The sequence below is a fragment of the Streptomyces sp. NBC_00086 genome (assembly GCF_026343255.1).
Classification (GTDB): domain Bacteria; phylum Actinomycetota; class Actinomycetes; order Streptomycetales; family Streptomycetaceae; genus Streptomyces.
Window position 1 is genome coordinate 13,471 of sequence record NZ_JAPELZ010000004.1, and the last position, 16,313, is coordinate 29,783.

The 16,313-nt window shown below is 69.8% G+C and carries 17 protein-coding genes and 1 pseudogene; 11 read left to right on the forward strand and 7 right to left on the reverse strand.

Annotated features, from left to right (window positions below):
* Positions 1–132 precede the first annotated feature (132 nt).
* Positions 133–684, reverse strand: a complete 552-nt coding sequence (locus OG276_RS40990) for a GNAT family N-acetyltransferase (RefSeq protein WP_353963468.1) — start codon at positions 682–684, stop codon at positions 133–135.
* Positions 685–826: 142 nt separating this feature from the next.
* On the opposite strand from OG276_RS40990, the gene OG276_RS40080 reads away from it, so the two are divergent.
* The 8 genes and pseudogenes from OG276_RS40080 to OG276_RS40115 all read left to right on the forward strand — a co-directional run bounded on the left by OG276_RS40080 (position 827) and on the right by OG276_RS40115 (position 5,230).
* Positions 827–1,075 carry a hypothetical protein gene (locus tag OG276_RS40080; protein WP_266914671.1) on the forward strand — a complete coding sequence of 83 codons (249 nt, stop codon included), beginning with the start codon at positions 827–829 and terminating at the stop codon, positions 1,073–1,075.
* Positions 1,056–1,331 (forward strand): annotated as a pseudogene (locus OG276_RS40085) (WhiB family transcriptional regulator); the annotation flags it as partial. The gene OG276_RS40080 and the pseudogene OG276_RS40085, both read left to right, overlap by 20 nt.
* Before the next feature lie 258 nt (positions 1,332–1,589).
* A complete protein-coding gene (locus OG276_RS40090; RefSeq protein WP_266914914.1) occupies positions 1,590–1,889 on the forward strand; it encodes a sigma-70 family RNA polymerase sigma factor in 300 nt (99 codons plus the stop codon).
* Positions 1,886–2,188 (forward strand): hypothetical protein, encoded by a 303-nt coding sequence (locus OG276_RS40095; protein ID WP_266914673.1) that lies wholly within the window; start codon positions 1,886–1,888, stop codon positions 2,186–2,188. Before OG276_RS40090 ends, OG276_RS40095 begins: the two co-directional genes overlap by 4 nt.
* A gap of 795 nt (positions 2,189–2,983) precedes the next feature.
* Complete coding sequence (locus OG276_RS40100; protein WP_266914675.1) at positions 2,984–3,820, forward strand: beta-propeller fold lactonase family protein; 837 nt, start codon at positions 2,984–2,986, stop codon at positions 3,818–3,820.
* 34 nt (positions 3,821–3,854) lie between these two features.
* Entirely contained in the window at positions 3,855–4,061 is a 207-nt protein-coding gene (locus tag OG276_RS40105) for a hypothetical protein (protein WP_266914916.1), read from the forward strand.
* Positions 4,062–4,214: 153 nt separating this feature from the next.
* Positions 4,215–4,784, forward strand: coding sequence for a hypothetical protein (locus tag OG276_RS40110; RefSeq protein ID WP_266914677.1), 570 nt, complete (start codon positions 4,215–4,217; stop codon positions 4,782–4,784).
* Between the two features lie 170 nt (positions 4,785–4,954).
* Positions 4,955–5,230, forward strand: coding sequence for a hypothetical protein (locus OG276_RS40115; RefSeq protein WP_266914679.1), 276 nt, complete (start codon positions 4,955–4,957; stop codon positions 5,228–5,230).
* Positions 5,231–5,797: 567 nt separating this feature from the next.
* Here the strand turns inward: OG276_RS40115 and OG276_RS40120 are convergent.
* The 4 genes from OG276_RS40120 to OG276_RS40135 all read right to left on the reverse strand — a co-directional run bounded on the left by OG276_RS40120 (position 5,798) and on the right by OG276_RS40135 (position 10,824).
* Positions 5,798–6,460, reverse strand: a complete 663-nt coding sequence (locus OG276_RS40120; protein ID WP_266914681.1) for a hypothetical protein — start codon at positions 6,458–6,460, stop codon at positions 5,798–5,800.
* A gap of 373 nt (positions 6,461–6,833) precedes the next feature.
* Positions 6,834–7,415: a YdeI family protein gene (locus OG276_RS40125; RefSeq protein WP_266914683.1), complete on the reverse strand. Its 582-nt coding sequence runs from the start codon at positions 7,413–7,415 to the stop codon at positions 6,834–6,836.
* Between the two features lie 260 nt (positions 7,416–7,675).
* Entirely contained in the window at positions 7,676–10,057 is a 2,382-nt protein-coding gene (locus tag OG276_RS40130; RefSeq protein ID WP_266914685.1) for an FtsX-like permease family protein, read from the reverse strand.
* Positions 10,057–10,824 (reverse strand): ABC transporter ATP-binding protein, encoded by a 768-nt coding sequence (locus OG276_RS40135; RefSeq protein ID WP_266914687.1) that lies wholly within the window; start codon positions 10,822–10,824, stop codon positions 10,057–10,059. Before OG276_RS40135 ends, OG276_RS40130 begins: the two co-directional genes overlap by 1 nt.
* Before the next feature lie 109 nt (positions 10,825–10,933).
* Between OG276_RS40135 and OG276_RS40140 the strand changes: the two genes are divergently transcribed.
* Both OG276_RS40140 and OG276_RS40145 read left to right on the forward strand, forming a co-directional pair.
* Positions 10,934–12,154 (forward strand): sensor histidine kinase, encoded by a 1,221-nt coding sequence (locus tag OG276_RS40140; RefSeq protein ID WP_266914689.1) that lies wholly within the window; start codon positions 10,934–10,936, stop codon positions 12,152–12,154.
* On the forward strand, positions 12,139–12,786 hold the full coding sequence (locus OG276_RS40145; protein WP_266914691.1) for a response regulator transcription factor: 648 nt from the start codon (positions 12,139–12,141) through the stop codon (positions 12,784–12,786). Before OG276_RS40140 ends, OG276_RS40145 begins: the two co-directional genes overlap by 16 nt.
* A 78-nt stretch (positions 12,787–12,864) precedes the next feature.
* On the opposite strand, the gene OG276_RS40150 is transcribed toward OG276_RS40145, so the two are convergent.
* Positions 12,865–13,170 (reverse strand): DUF1330 domain-containing protein, encoded by a 306-nt coding sequence (locus OG276_RS40150; RefSeq protein ID WP_266914693.1) that lies wholly within the window; start codon positions 13,168–13,170, stop codon positions 12,865–12,867.
* A gap of 188 nt (positions 13,171–13,358) precedes the next feature.
* On the opposite strand from OG276_RS40150, the gene OG276_RS40155 reads away from it, so the two are divergent.
* Positions 13,359–14,261 carry a LysR family transcriptional regulator gene (locus tag OG276_RS40155; RefSeq protein WP_266914695.1) on the forward strand — a complete coding sequence of 301 codons (903 nt, stop codon included), beginning with the start codon at positions 13,359–13,361 and terminating at the stop codon, positions 14,259–14,261.
* A gap of 159 nt (positions 14,262–14,420) precedes the next feature.
* Here OG276_RS40155 and OG276_RS40160 read toward each other — a convergent pair whose 3' ends face one another.
* Entirely contained in the window at positions 14,421–16,301 is a 1,881-nt protein-coding gene (locus OG276_RS40160; RefSeq protein WP_266914697.1) for a serine/threonine-protein kinase, read from the reverse strand.
* Positions 16,302–16,313: the final 12 nt, after the last annotated feature.

A 16,313-nucleotide genomic window follows, 5' to 3' on the forward strand; every position in this document is an offset into this window, starting at 1 on the left:
GGCCGCAGGAAGAGAATCACGGGCATGGCCCGCTCCTTCTTCGAGTACCCCCGTCACCGATCGCGAATACGTTCAGTGGGTGCGCCGGCATCCGCCGAGCTCGCTGCTGCCATTGATCGCGGATGTCAGCTCTCAGCGGCCGACGAAGACCGCGTGGGCGTAGGACCGCACTGGCCGGTACCGCCCGTGGGGTCTCGCTGACGCGGCGTGGATGTCGCTGGTTCGCGGCAACGAGCACCGGCAGAGGAAGGCGACCGGTGCCGACCTGACCGAGATCCTGGCCCAGTACACGGCTCTGCAGCCCCAGGGTGTCGAAGGCAGGCTCAGGACGGCGACCGCGGTCTCGGTGGCGTACCCCTTGCCCTGGTGGGCGGGGTGGAAGAGGTAGCCGATCTCGCCTGGCGGCGTTGCGTGCTGAGCAGGACCAGTTCGACCTGCCCGATGACAGTTCCCGTGCCCGGCTCGACGACCGCCAGGCTGAGACAGTCCCCGTCCCAAGCCAGTTCGGCCTCCCGAGCCATCTGCTCCACCACCCCCGGACGTCCTCCGCCCGCGCGGCTCCCACCGCATGAACCGGGCGACGTCGGGCCGACGCTGGTAGTCGTAGACGTACTCGGTGCCCTCGGGCCGGAACGGGCGGAGTATCAGCCGGGCGGTGGAGATGTGGGATTCGATGCGGAGCATCGGGCGATGCTCCCCGGGCCGCTCCGGTCCGCCCGATCCGCAAGATTCCAAAAAAGATTCGGATCCGAGGTCACGCAGCAAGCCCCTCACAGGCACTCACCCTTCGACAGCGTGCCGCAGACGATCGATCGGAGCCCCAGCGATGGCGGAGTACGAAATTGCAGCCCTCACCGTCGGGGCCGGATACCTCGTGAGTGTGCTGCGGACCTGGATCCGCGTACGCGGCCACACCACCATGGCTCGCACGCGCAGCAGTCACCGCAGCGAGATGGTCCGGGGCCTGCCGAGCGGCAGTCGCGTCACGGATGAACACGACAAGATCACCGTTGAGGTCGGGAATCCGCAAACGGTCGAGAAGCAGGGGGGAAACAGTGTCACCGTGGGTGTCTGACTGGTCGGGGCAGGCGTCCTGCCGGACCACCGACCCGGACGAGCTGTTTGTGGCATCCCAAGCAGACAACCGGTCGAAGGCGGTATGTACGGGCTGCCCCGTGCGGACGGAATGCCTCGCCGACGCACTCGACAACCGGGTCGAGTACGGCGTGTGGGGCGGTATGACCGAACGGGAACGGCACGCCTTGCTTCTCCGACGCCCTTCGGTCGCGTCGTGGCGCAGGCTGCTGATGACCGCGCGCACCGAGTACGAGCTGAGTACCGGGACCCTGGTCCTGGAAAAGGGACAGCCAGGGCCGTCACAGGACCAACAGGGATTGTCCGAGGAACAGGAGCAGCGGTACGAGACCCTCTTCCGGGCCCGTTTCACGCCGACCGTCGCGTTCCTGATCGCCGCCGGCGCGGGAAGGCACGACGCCGAGGACGCTGTCCAAAGCGCTTTCGTGCAACTGGCCCAGGCGTGGACATCGGTGACGCACCCCCAGGCCTGGCTACGAAAGACGGCGTGGCGGATGTGGCTGAAGGCCAAGGGGAAGGAAAAGACCTGGGCATCGGACCCCGCCGACCTTCCCGACACGGCTGTTGCGGACCGGAGCGGCGACATAGCAGAACAAATCGACCTGGTGCAGCTGCTGCGGCAGCTCCCCGTTCTCCAGCGGACCGTCATGGCCTTCGAAATCGACGGATCCACACCGACGGAGACTGCGGAGGCCTTGGGAATGCCGGCGCCGAACGTCCGTCAGAATCTGGTCCGCGCACGTCGCAGCCTCGATCGCATGCTTCAAGAAGAGGACGCAGGAGGCGCACTATGAGCAATTCGCCCAGGCGGAGCGCCGCCCGACCCCTGGATGAAACGCTGGCCTTGGCCATGCAGCGTCTGACCAACGCCCTGACTCCGACCACGGATGTCGACAGCAGGCTGGCAGCCGCGCGCTACGCAGCCACGCTTCCCCCCGCACCCCACATCAAGACCAGCGTCGACAAGCTCCTTGAGCAGGGCCGACGGGAACTGCACGCGACGCTTGAAGCCACTACGGACGTCGAAAGCCGCTTGATCTTGGCTCTGAGTGAAATCGACCTGACCCCGCAGGACGACAGAACCAGCGAATAGGGAATCGGGGATAGGGCAGGCAGGCACATCGACAGTCCGGCACGGGGAGGAAGTGCCTACCGCCCCCGCCATACCCACTGTGCGGATCGCCCTCGCCAGCAGCAGGCAAGGCGTTCCGCCGACAGCTGGCCCAGCTCACGCGCACACCCGCGGCCGCCAACAGCGAAGGGCGACCCCCGTCGGGGCACCGCAGGCCCCTGGGGGCCGAGGAGCCTCATGGGTACCGTGCTCCTCGACTCCGGCCGGCCGACCGACATCCAAGTCGATCTCCTCCCCGCGCCAGACCCAATCCGCTGATCACGGGCCGAGGCCGAGAACTCCGACGGCTGCGCCCGTCCAGCGGACCGGCGCAGCCGTCACGCCGATGGCCCCTCCATGCACGCCGCGGCGCAGCCGAGCGCCTGGCCGCCCTGCCCAGATGATCCGAACGAGACGGCCTAGGTTCTGCCTCTTTGGTCAGCGTCAGGTCCAGATGAGGATGCCCGCGAGGTGGAGTGCGCGCCTGGTAGGCGATGGCGATCTGGTCGGACGGCTGCGGGATGACCGCCCGGATTCCCCGGCGCCGGAGCGGCAGCCCGCCGCGGGAGCATCCGAGGTTGTGCCCTGGGAGGGTTGCCCAGGGTGCGGCCGGTGTAGACGGAGTCGGCGTAGGCGGCGGCCGCGATGCGCCGTTCGGTCAGCCTGAGCGTGAGCCTTACGTGGCTTTCCGCTCCCGAGTCTTAGCGTGGTCCCATGACGAGGAGTCAAGACCTGGCGCAGCGAGCAGCCGTGGTGCTCTGAGTGACAGCGGCGCTAATGGCACCGGGAAACCTGGCCGGCGCATCCGTCGGGACGACGGCAGTCGGGCTGTCCCCGCGGCCTGATGCCCTCGTTTACATCGCCAACCTCCACTCCGACACGGTGTCGGTCGTCGACACCGGAACCGGCATGGTCGTGGACAGCGTTCCCGTCGGGGACGGACCGGACAGCGTGGCCGTCAGCCCGGACGGCTCCCGCGTCTATATCACCAATTCCGCGTCGGACACCGTATCGGTGATCGACGCCCGTACCAGGACGGTCATCGCCACCGTCGCTGTCGGTGACGAACCGAGCAGAGTGACGGTCTCTCCCGACAACCGGAACGTCTACGTCGCCAACGTCGGGTCGGACAACGTGTCGGTGATCAGCACCCGCACCCGTGCCGTGACGGACACCATCGCGGTGGGCGATGCCCCGCTGGGCGTGGCGGTGACACCCGACGGATGCACCCTGTACGTCGCCAACGCCGCGTCCGGCACCGTCTCAGTGGTCCGCACCGCCACCCGAACGGTCACCGGCACCATCCCTGTCGGCAGCGGACCGACCGCTCTGGTACTCACCCCCGATGGCCGCCGCCTGTACGTCTCCAACCTGACCTCGGACGACGTGTCGGTGGTCGACGTCCATGACGGCGCGGAAACGGACCGCATCCCGGTCGGGGACCAGCCTGCGGGAATCGGGGTGCGACCGGACGGGCGACAGGTATACGTCGCCAACATCGGGTCCGACACCGTGTCCGTGATCAGCACCCGCGGCCGCGCCGTCACGGAAACCGTCGCCGTGGGAGACGGCCCCAACGGCCTCGCCGTCGGCCCGGACGGCTCCCTCGTCTAACGTCAGCAACTTCGACTCGAACACCCTGTCGGTCATCGACACCTCGACAGCCCGCGTAACGAACACGGTGACCGTGGGTGGCGGGCCGACCGGCGTGGCAGCGGTACAGGGAAAGCGGGCACGGCCCGAGGTCCGAACACCGATCCGGTGCAGCTCGCCTGAGCAAGGCACCGCTAGGCCGTTTCGTTTGGATCATCGGACTGACCACAGGAAGATGAGAAGCGGCCGCTCAGCGCCCTAGCGTGCACCTGCCCGTCCGCACCGAACACCCCCTCACCCGTGCTCGGGACCTCGACGGCGAACTCGCCTTCACGCGCCCTGTATCGGAGCGGAAAGATCAAGATCGCCTGGTGCTCTGGAAGGCGGCCATTGTTGCCGAGGTCCGGCAACGACTTTGAACCGTCCCTATGCCAAGCTGCAGGCCATGGGGTGGACATTCAAATGGCACGGCGGAATCGCGACCGTGCTCGGGGCCGTGCTGTTGGTGCTGGCCGCGCTCACCTGGCTTCCTGGATCCTTGCCGCTGAGCGGGTTGAGGTGGCTGGTGCCAGTGATTTTCGTGCTGTTGTTCCCAATCTTCATGTCTGCCTTGGTGCGTGGGATCGTGACGCGCGCGGACCGGCACTCGCTGTGGCTGGCAGTCCGGTGCCTGTCCGGCAGGGTGCAGCTGACGCTTGGGGCATTGGCCTTGGCGGGCGTCGCGATGACCATCATCAGTTTCGCCGCAGAGAGGAACTTGCAGTCGGCCGAGGTAAAGGACGGCCGCTACTTCGCCTTCGACACGACGCCGTATGCGCGGGGCACGGTCGAGATCACCCAGAGCCGGTACGAGGCAGTCCTGGAGAGTGATCAGCGCATCATGTTCGCGATCCCAGGCGTGCTCTTCGTCGGCGCCGCAACGTCCGTCCTGGCATCCGGAGAGATTCGGCGAGCAGACCGTGGATCTGTGCCGACGCGGCCGTGATGGCCGCTTGGTTCCAGCCCGCCCGATACGGGTTTCCTGCTGCTGGACGATGGCGGACCACCAGGATCGGCCCCCGGCAGCCGGTACTCACACCGCCGACATGACACAAGCCGGCTGTCGGCGCGGCTCGTCAGTACTCGGTACCTGCGTCTGAGTAAAGGATTCCGAGCATGTCGTTGCTAGCGGTTCAGAATGAGGCGTCTCCGGACGTGTTCCTGTTGATCTGGGGGATCCTGGCCGTTGCGCTGGGAGGGGTGTTCGCGTCGCGGCGCGGGTCTGCCCGGATACGCGCGCTGGTGGTGGAAGGCCTTGAGCGGAGCCCACGGCAGCAGAGCCAGACTCGATCAGTACCGCCGCAGCGATTCGTGCGGATTGTGGGTGCGCTCTTCGTGGTTTGCGGCCTCGTCGCTGTGCCAGTGTCGCTGGTGATGATGACCCGTGGGTGACGCAGCGCGAGGCTGGCAACGGCGTGTGGCGGCCATCGCCTGGCTTGTCATCGCGGTGGTACTGCTTGGGACGGCAGGCTTCTCTGCGGTGACGGCCGCCGTGCAACTCGGCCTGATCGGGAAGGAAGATCACCTGGTGTTGACCGCTTGCGAAAGGGTGGTCGGCGGGCGCGGGGGAAGCTATATCGAATGTGCAGGGCACCTGGCGAGCGAGCGTACCGGGGGCGTCCACAAAGTGCGTGTGGTAGCCGATCACAAGCCTGGAGAGACCCTCGCCGTGGCTCGGACGCCTTGGGGCTCATATGTTCCGACGAATCCCGACTTCACGACTGCTGCCACAGCTGTGATTGTCCCCCTGTTCCCTCTGGCCGGTGGCATTGTCTGCGGGTGGCTGGGACTAAGAGGTCGTATCAGTTGGTGCAGAAGTCACATGCCGCGGGCTGGACCGTACGCCTCGCGTGCGGGTTGCCGTTGCCGCGCTGGCCGTGTATGTCTGCCTCGGGTGCGGGACTCCGCCGCGCACGCACCCCGTCCCGGGCAGGTCGTGTTCGACGGCGCCCGATGCGCTCAGCCGAAGCGTTTGATCTTGGGGAACTTCGCGGTGGTGTCGACGTAGTACTTGCGGATCAGCGGGCCGAAGCCGCCCTCCTGGTCGCCGAGGATCATCGACTTGACGACCCGCAGGCTCTTCGCCGCGGTGAACTCCTCCGGCTTCGTCTCGGGCTCCCCCTCGACCAGCGTCTTCCACGCCGCCCGGGACTCCGTCGTGGCGCTGACGTCCGGGTCGAGGCCCAGGTAGTAGACGCGGTCGTCGGCCTCCTTCCCGACAGCCAGGAAGACGATCACGTGGAATCCGCTGGTGAACTTGCTCTTGGCCCCGCCCACGTGCTCGGCCGGACCGTTGACGTACACGGCGCGCTCGGCCTTCAGGGCCGTGTCGATGCCCGTCCACGCAACCGAGGCACTGAGGACCGACCCGAGGTCTGCGGGCGTGAAGAGCCCCTCCTTCCCGGGGCTCAGCAGAGCGCCTACCTCCTTGGCGCGCCCTTGGCAGTTGACGTCCATCATCTTCCCGAAGGCGGAATCGACCGGCATCTGCAGCCAGCACGCGAGGCGCTTGAGGCCGGTGCTGCCCTCCGTCTCGTCCACCGCCTTCGCGATCCGGTCCCTGATGTCCTTGAGCGCCGGCGTGGGCTTGTCGCCGGCCTGAACGTACGCCTGCTCGATCACGAAGCATCCCCCGAGTCCGGGCTCCACTTGGACCCCACCATGACGCACGGAGCGTACCCATGAAGGAGCGGAGCGTGAAGACCGCGGGGCCAACGCCGTGCCGCAGCAGTGCCGTTGGGGGGATCCTCAACATCGGACGCGCTGCGGCCCGGGTCACGTCACGGGGTGACGGCAACTCCCCCGGCAGCGGATCGCCCAGCCGCGCGCCCCGACAGCGGGTCTGGAAGGCGGTCACGGCGGAATCGGCGAACAGTCATCCGTGTGGCCGAGCTGCCCGAGCAGTTCGAGCGCTGTCCCGAGCTGCATCCGCTCCATCTCATCGGCCACCCAAGCGTGGCGGTGGCCGTGCGGGCCCTCGCACCGCAGGCGGAACTCATGATGGCCGCTCGGACCTCGCCATCGTCGCCACCATCCGCTCCAGGCGGGCCAGCCGGGTCTTCTCGGTGCGGGCGGTGACCAAGCTGAGGTACAGGGCAAACTGGTCGGATTTGCCGAGCGTCTCGTAGAACGCCCGGGCCGCCGGGTTCGCGTCGAGCGCCTCGACGAGATCCGGCGGTGCGGTGGCGTTCTTCTGCGAGGCGTATGCCGTCGCCCAGCGACCGTCCGCCCGCGCTGCCTCGACCTCGGCGAGGCCGCGGGGGCGCATCCGTCCCTCGGCGATCAGGGCCTGGGCCTTGTCGACGTTCACCTGCGACCAGGGCGAGCGGGGGCGGCGGGGTGTCGTGCGCTGCAGGAAGTACGTGTCGTCGAAGCCGCGCCGCAGACCATCGATCCAGCCGAAGCAGAGCACCGTGTCGACCATCTCTTCCCAGGTGAGCGACGGGATGCCGGAATGCTTCTTGGCGATCTTCACCCAGAGCGCGGTCCGCTCCCCGTGATGCTCGTCGAGCCACGCCTCCAGCTCGGCCGGGCTCGCGGGGACAAGAATCTCGACGCCGTCCTCGTATTTCTGCATAAACCGCAGGCTAGAGGCTATGTAGGACAGATTCTGACCTCTTCACAGCCGGCTCCGACGTCGGCAGCCTGCGGGTCTCTCTGCCTCTGGGTCACCTAGAACTCGACCCGCTGGTTCTCCTGCGGGTTCCTCAACCCCGCGCCCACGATCGCGCTGAAGCCGTGCTCCGGGCGCGCGCGTACGCGAGCGGCGGCCCCGGGAGGGTGTCGCCGGGGCCGGCGTCTTGGTGTGCAGCATGGCCTCGCGGGCGTGCGTGCCGTCTATGCGGTCTTCCTTCGCAGCGTCTGCCAGGTGACCGTGACCCCGGCCGCGATCGCCGCCAGCATGGTGCCGATGACTGCCCAGGTGATGGCTCCGGTGTTCAGGGTCAGGTCCACGTCGGAGGAGGTGGCCTGCGAGAGGCCGGAGGCCATGCCTGCCAGCGGGGGCAGCGTCACCAGGATGCCGAGGGCGGCGCCGACGGTGACGACCATCGCGGTCTCGCCGACCGACAGGAGGAGCAGTTGGCGGACGGTGCCGCCGGCGGACTTCATGACGGCGAAGTCTCGGCGCCGGCCGTGGGCTGCCATGGCCATGCTGTTGGCGACGGCGATCACGCTGTAGCCGACCGCGATGAAGATGAGCATGTCGGCCAGGCTGTCGGTGAGCTGGGAGTCGGTGTTGTAGTCCGCGAGGGCGTACTCCGTGGCGTCGTGCAGGGTGGTGCCGGGGACGGCGTCGGACGCCTCGGCTCCGGCCGGGACGAAGATGTCGTCGGTGAGCGCGGCCGGGTCGTGGGCCCGTACCAGGTCACGGGCGACCACGAAGTCGCCCCGGGCCGGGTCGTCGGGCAGTACCGCGCCGACCTTCAGGGTGACGGTTGTGCCGTCGGCGAACCGGACCGGGACGTTGCCGCCCTGCTTCAGGCCCAGCTCCTTGGCGGTCCGCTCGCCGAGGACGGCCTGGCCCGGCTTGTTCCACCGCTGGTCGCGGGTGCCCAGGACGTCCAGGACGGCTCGCGCGTCGGCGGCCGCGGAGACGAAGGCGCGGGTCGGCAGGGCGGCCTTGCCCACCGGGTTGGCGGCGACGACCTCGTCGGTGTTGCCGGGGGTGCCGGCCGGGGTGACGATCGTCTGGCCCGAGACCTTGAGGGCCTCGCCCGCCGGGTAGGCCACCCGCATCGTCTCCACGATGCCGCTGAGCAGGACCGCGAACCCGACGGCGGCGATCACGGGGGCCACCAGGGAGGCGACGCGGCGGGAGTTGGCTACGAGTTCGGCCCGGATCAGGACCGGAGCGGCCGATCCCCCGCGCTGGAACGGCGCGGTCAGGGCGCGGCCGATCGGGCCCACGAAGACGGGGGTGAGCAGGGCCGCCGCGACGATGAGCGTCATGGTGGCGAAGATCGCCATGTTGATCCGGTTGTCGGCAGCGGTGGTGGCGGTGCCGATGGCGAGGACCACACCGGTGCCCAGGACTGCCAGACCGGCGATCCAGCGCCCGCGTCCCATGGTGTTGTTGGCGGACCGGCTGTCGAGCAGGGCCTCGATCGGGGCCACCTTCGCGGCCTTGCGGCCGGCCGCCCAGGCCCCGATGACGCTGACGCCGACACCGATCACGGTGGCGGTGAGCAGCGGCCAGGCGGAGACGGTGATCCCCATGTTCGGCGGGGCCACGTCGAGGTCGATCAGGATGCCCCGCAGCAGTGGCGTGGCGGCGACGCCGGCCAGGCATCCCGCGATCGAACCGAGTGCGCCGACCACGGCGGCTTCACCGAGGATCATGCGGCGGACCTGATCGGGTCCGGCGCCGATGGTCCGCAGCAGGCCGATCTCCCGGCGGCGCATGCCGGTCGCCAGGACCAGCATGGAGGCGACGACGAAGACCGTGGTGAACAGGCCGAGGATCGCCATGGCGCTGATGAGCTGGACGCCGAGGAAGCGCTTGTGCTCGATGTACGCGGGCTGGAGTTCGGAGCGGCCGTCTCCGGAGACCACGGTGCCCTGACCGTCGAGGACCTTTCGGGCTCCGGCGGCGATCGCGGAGGCGGAGGCGCCCTCGTCGGCGATCAGGGCGATGGCGCGGACGCCGGGCTGCTGCTCGGCGGCGAACGCCTCGCTGAAGTAGTAGCCGGGGCCGTCCACGGTGCCGACGACGGTGAACCGCTCGCGGCCCTTGGCGATGTTGACGGTGAGCTCGCTGCCGACGGCCGCGTCCAGGGCCCGGTCGACCACGACCTCGCGGTCGCCGAACGGGGCCCGGCCGGAGAACAGCTCGTAGGGCGCCATCCGGGCGCTGTCCCAGCCGTGACCGGATTCCAGGGCTCCCTCGTCGGTGACGGGCTCGTCGCCGACGATCGCCTGGGCGTAGAAGGAGCGGTCCACCACGACGGAGGCCACTCCCGGAACCGCATCGAGTCCGGTCAGGAGGGGCGCGGCCTCGTCCTTGCTCCAGGGGATCCGGTCCTCGGGGCTGCCGTCCGCGTCGAGGGCCTGCTCGGGCAGGGCCAGGGCGGCGGTGCCGGCGTACCGGGGCTGGACGGTGGGGCGGGAGGAGTCGTAGATGACCAGGGTGGTGGTGATGAGGGCAACGCCGACCAGGACGGCGATGAAGGCACCGAGGAATCCGGACCAGCGTTCGCGGACGTTCGCGAGGATCAGCATCACGCCTCCAGTCCGGCCATGTGGGCGGCGATCGCGGCGGCGTTGGCGCTGCCCGGGTCCCGGCTCAGCGGTACGCGGTCGGCGATGCGGCCGTCCTTGAGGAAGACGACGACGTCGGCCTCGGCCGCCGCGACCGGGTCGTGGGTGACCATCAGGGTGGTCTGGCCCTGCTGATCGACCAGCATCCGCATCATCTGCAGCACCTCTTTGGAAGTGACGGTGTCCAGGGCGCCGGTGGGCTCGTCCGCGAAGAGCACGTCGGGCCGGGTGACCAGGGCGCGGGCCAGGGCGACGCGCTGCTGCTGGCCGCCGGAGAGCTCGCTGGGGCGGTGGCCGGCGCGGTCGGCGAGAGCGACCGCGGCGAGCGCGTTCGCGACCTGCTCGCGGCCGACCCTGCGGCCGGCGAACCGGGACGGCAGCTCCACGTTCTGGGCCGCCGTCAGCGACTCGACGAGGTTGAAGGCCTGGAAGACGAAGCCGATGTGGTCGCGGCGGAGCTTGGTGCGCTCCTTCTCGTTCTGCCGGCCGATGTCCACACCCGCGAGCACGATCCGCCCGTCGGTCGGCTGCTCCAGTCCCGCCGCGCATTGCAGCAGGGTGGACTTCCCGGAGCCGGAAGGGCCCATGATCGCGGTGAAGGTGCCGCGCGGGAAGCCGATGGAGACGCCGTCCAGGGCGGTCACGGAGCGATCGCCGGCGCCGTGGACCTTTCGTACTCCGTGGAGCTCGACCGCGTCCTGTACGGGGGTTCGCCTCGTTGTCGTCATGGGTCGATTCCACTGCACGAGGGGTGCGCGGGGCACTGACCCACCCTCTACTTCCGAGGTAGAGACAGCTCTACCCCTCGGGCTTCAAGGGCCGGGTTACGGTGAACCCATGCGTCCTACAACGGCCTGGCAGGCCATGGCTCAGCGTCCTTTGAGCTTCCTGACCTCGAGCTGGCCTTGGCGGTCCCTGGCCTATCTGACCGGGGGCGTCGTGGTCGGCGCGGCGGCCGTCCTGGTCTTCGCCGCCGGTCTGGCGGCGGGGCTGGCGCTGCTGGTGGTGCTGGTCGGCGTCGCGCCCCTGGTGGGGCTGGTACTGGCCTCCACCGTGGTGGCCTCGGTGGAGCGCCGCAGGCTGCGGCTGGTGGACCTCGATCACCTGCCCGATCCGCACCGCCGGCCGGACGGGCCGGGACCGAAGGACTGGGTGGCCACCCGGCTCAAGGAGCAGGTGACCTGGCGCGAGTTGGTGTTCACGCTGGTCTCGGCGGCCGCGCTGTGGTGGCTGGACCTGCTGGTGCTGGGCTTCTCCTTCGGGGTACCCGCCGTGACCATCGCCTCGGTGGACGGCGAGACCTGGCCCTGGACGGTCTTCGGCGGGATCGTGCTGCTCGCCTCGCCCTACACCGTGACCTCGTGGGCGGGGGCGCGGGCCGCCATGGCGCGTACCTTCCTGGCGCCGCGCGACCGGGAGCTCGGCGAGGAGCTGCGCGAGGTGCGTGCTTCGCAGTCCCGCCTGCTGGACTCCTTCGACGCCGAGCGGGTGCGGATCGAGCGCGATCTGCACGACGGGGCGCAGCAGCGGCTGGTCTCCCTGGGGATGACCCTCGCGATGCTGCGGCTGGACACCCCGGACGGCTCTCCCCAGGCCGAGTTGCTCACCAAGGCGGAGGGCCAGCTCTCCACCGCCCACCAGGAGTTGCGGGCCCTGGTGCGGGGGCTCAACCCGCCGGTGCTGGCCGATCACGGGCTGGTCGCGGCGATCGAGGACTACGCCGGCCGCTTCCCGATTCCGGTCACGGTGGACCTGCGGCTGCCCGAGCGGCTGCCCAGGAAGCTGGAGACGACCATGTACTACCTGATCAACGAGGCCATGACGAACATCGCCAAACACAGCGGGGCCAGTGGCGCGCAAGTGCGGGGCCGCTACCATTCCGACTTGTTGATCTTCGACATCACGGACGACGGCCGCGGCGGCGTCGATCCGGAGGCGGGCAGCGGCGTGACCGGGCTCGCCGACCGGGTCGCGGCGCTCGACGGCCGGATGCGGGTGTCGAGCCCGGTCGGTGGTCCCACCCTGCTGCATGTGGAGGTTCCGTGTCGCATCGCCTGATCGTGGCGGAAGACGCCGTCCTGTTGCGCGAGGGCCTGGTCGGGCTGTTGCAACGGGTCGGGCACGAGGTGGTGGCCGCGGTCGGCGACGCCGACGCCCTGGTCTCGGCCGTGCGCGCGGAGCGGCCGGACCTGATCGTCACCGACGTGCGGATGCCGCCGTCGATGGGCGACGACGGCCTGCGGGCGGCGGTGGGGCTGCGCGAGGAGTTCCCCGGGCTGCCCGTGCTCGTCCTCAGCCAGTACGTGGAACGCTCCTACGCGTTGGGCCTGTTGGACTCGGGCGGCGGGGCCGGGGTGGGCTACCTGCTCAAGGAGCGGGTGAGCGCGGTGGCCGATTTCACGGCGGCGATCGATCGGGTCGCCGCCGGCGGGACGGTGGTGGACCCCGAGGTGATCCACCAGCTAGTGAGGCTGCAGAAGGACCCCCTGGAACGGCTCAGCCCGCGTGAACGCGAGGTGCTCGGGCTGGTCGCGGAGGGCCGGACCAACGCCAGTCTCGCCGCGCACCTGTTCATCAGTGAGGCGGCCGTGAACAAGCACATCGGCAACATCTTCGCCAAGCTGGACCTGCCGGTGGACACCGATGGCCACCGAAGGGTGCTGGCGGTCCTCGCCTTCCTGCGGGCATGACGGGACCCCCGTCCTTCCCGGGGGTCCGGCGGGACGGGGATCCGGCGGGACGGGGGGACGGGGGTCCGGTCCACGTGGTCAGTCGATGCCTTCGATGATGCGGAAGTCGCGCTCGACGCCGTCGGGGAGGGCCACCCGCGCCTTCTGGTACGCCTCGCTCTCGTATGCCGCGACGGCCTGTTCGAAGCTGTCGAACTCGACCAGGACGACGCGTTGCGTGATTCCGGCCTCGTGGGCGACCACTCGACCGCCACTGGACGGGATCCGGGACAGGAGGCGCCCGCCCGCGGCCTGGACAGCCGGACCGGCCAGCTCGTCGTAGGCAGTCAGCCCCTCAGGGTCGGAAATCGCGGGGTAGACACTGACCCAGTAGCCCTTGGCCATGGAAGCCTCCTGTGTTCGGCCGGACACGTCCGACTTCGAATTGACACTCAGATCGACCGGTCCCGGCGACGGGTTCTGCGGTCAGTCGCATCGTCGTATGCGCAGGTTAGGGCTTGATCTGCCGTCTAGGGAAAGACCGGTACGGGATAGGCTCAGAACGGATCGTTATCAATCGGCGGGGAGGGCACGTGGCGCCGGACACGGTGAGCCTGCGGTACTTCCTGGTGCTGGCGCAGGAGTTGAACTTCACGCGCGCGGCCGCACGGATCGGTATCGCACAGCCCGCACTCAGCGCCCGGATGCGCCGGTTGGAGGCGGAACTCGGTACGGCCCTGCTGGTCCGCAACACCCGAAGCGTCGTGTTGACCACGGCCGGTGCGGCTTTGGCGGAGTCCGCGCCGCCCGCGCTGGCGGCACTGGACCGGGCCTGGGACACCGCCCGGAGCACGGCGGCCGGTGAACTGGGCACGCTGCGCATCGGATACAGCCTCAGCGCCGGGGCCGAGACGGTACCGGCCCTGGTGGACAGACTGATGCGCGGCAACAGCGGACTCCAGGTCCGCGCGGACCCGATGGCGACACCGGAGATCTCCCCCGCGGTCGCCGACGGCCGCATCGATGCCGGGATCACCCGCGGTGAACAGCCGGGCCCTGGCGTGCGCCGGGTCCTGCTGCGGCGGGCGCGCATCGGAGTCCAGCTGGCGCAGCACCATCCGCTGGCCGAACACCCGGAGATCGAGATCGCCGACGCGGCCGCGTACCCGCTGCGACTCCCGGACCGTGCGGCCAACCCCGTGATCCACGATCAGCTGTCCGCACTGTTCCGAGACATCCGACCACGCCCCCGATTCCACACGCCCGCAGTCTCTTTCGACATGTCTCAGCGCGACCTGCGCGACGGGGCCACCCTCGCCCCGGCCGGCGAAGCCGCGGCCACGGTACAACCGGCCGGTCTCACCTGGCGACCACTGCGGGGCGCGCCCAGCCTGACGATCCATCTGGTCCTCCCGCGCGAGCAGTCGCCACTGCACCGCCGCATCCGTGCCGTCGCCAAGACCCTGGCGCACGAGCTGAACTGGCTGCCGGGCTGACGCGCAAGAGGTCAAGCGAGACGGACGCCCGCGGTGGCGAGGCCGAAGAGCTTGCGCCCGGCGGACTTCGCGGTGATGACGACGGCGGGGGTATTGCTGAATGGGCGTCACGCGGCCTCACCGCGAACGATCCCGGGGTCTCTCGGATCCGGTCAGGCGTCAGGTGTTGCGGTAGAACATCGTGCACACCAGTACCGAGTTGTCGGTCATCAGCCAGGCGCGGTAGTCGGTGGAGTCATTCTGGTTGCGGCGGCAGTTCGCGGCGCTCGCGTCGGCCGGGGCGCGGTAGACGCCGGTGATGTGCAGGACGTAGTCGTAGTCGGCGGGGATCCTGGTGGCCTTGCAGTCCACGAGGGTGAAGGTGCCGAGCTGGAGGCTGTTACTCGGCCCCTTCCCGAGGACGCAGTAGCCGACGTGGAAGATGCGCGTCAGGCAGAGGTTGGTGGTCTTGTAGCGCCAGTTCGTCCGGCCGTTGCCGCTGGGGCAGTCCCCGTTGACGACGGAGCTGATCTGGACGTGGGCCTGCTCGGTGTCGCAGCGGACGGGGCCGGGCGGGACGTCCACGTTCCACTTGCCCGGGTACCCGGTGGCGTAGAGCAGCAGGCAGGAACCCTGCCGGACGGCACGGAAGGCCTCCTCAGTTCGGTCACGAGTGGGAGTGGGGGTCGGGGTGGGAGTGGGAGTGGGGCGGACCGTGTCGCTCGTGCTCGAGCCCGTCTTCGCCTCCGGCGTCGGGGTGGGCGCGGGGGTACGCGTCGGCGTGGGCCTCTCGGACGGAAAGGGGAGTCCCCTGGGGGTGGAGGCGGGTGTGGTGGCCACGGAAGGGGTGCTCCGCGCGTCGGCGGACGCCCCCTGCGTGAGCGTCCACGGCTGCCAGACGAGCAGCGCGATGGCCAGGAGCACGGCGACGGCCCAGCCGGCCGTGCCGCTGCTCCCTCCGGTACCTCCTGTACCGCCCTCACCACCAGCACCGGCGTTCCGAGCCAGCCTGCGCAGTTCGGCTTCGCGGCGACGGCGGACCTCCTCGGCCCGGCGCTGCCGCTCCTGGCGGACGGCCGCCTCCCCGGGGTCGGTGAGTACGGGGATGCGCGGCGGCGCGTGCCCTGCGACGGCTCCACCCGCCGCGGAGCCGGTCGCGGTGCGGTCCGCGTCGAGGGCGCGCCCGTGGGCCTCGTACGCCGTGATCGTCGCCGTCCACTCCACCGGCAGCCAGCGCCGCCCGCGCCTGGGCGCGGAAACGGCGGTCGCCAGGACAGTGGCGAGGTCGGGACGCCGGCGCGGCTCGAACGCCAGGCACGGCTCGATCAACGGGGCCAGGCTGGTGGGCAGGCCGGTCAAGTCGAGCCTTCCGCCCTGGACATGAGCCAGCAGCACCATCGAGGACTCCACCTCCCGGTACGGCGGGCGCCCCACGGCGAGGTGGAAGAGGGTGGCCCCCAGGGAGAAGACGTCCGACGCCTCGGTCGACGCCTCGCCGCGCGCCTGCTCCGGAGAGGTGAAGGCGACGGTGCCCAGGGTGAGCGACGTACGCGTGCGTTCGACGGCGTGCGAAATGCCGAAGTCGATCAGGAGCGGGCCGGTCAGCGGCAGCAGGGTGTTCTGCGGTTTGACGTCCCGGTGGACGACCCCGCTGCCGTGCAGGGACATCAGTGCCTGCACCATTCCCGCGGCGACGGACGGCACGGCCCAGGCGGCCAGCGGCCCCTGCTCGCGTACGAGATCGGCAAGGGACGGGGCGGGTACGTACTGGATGGCCATCCAGGGCCGAGGGGCTCCGGGGTCGGCGTCGAGTACGCGGGCGGTGTACGCGGCGTCGACGCGCCGGGCCAGGTCCACCTCCCGTGCGAACCGCTCCCGGTCGAGGCGCTCCACGGGGCCGTGGGCGAGCAGAGTCTTGACCGCGACGAGCGGGCCCCCCGCCGCCGGGCGCGCCAGATAGATCCGGCCCATGCCGCCGGAGGCGAGCCGCCACAGCAGGCGGTAGCCGCCGAGGCGTCGGGGATCTTCGGCGCCGAGACTCTGTACTGCGATACCGGTCATGATCGCCTCCGC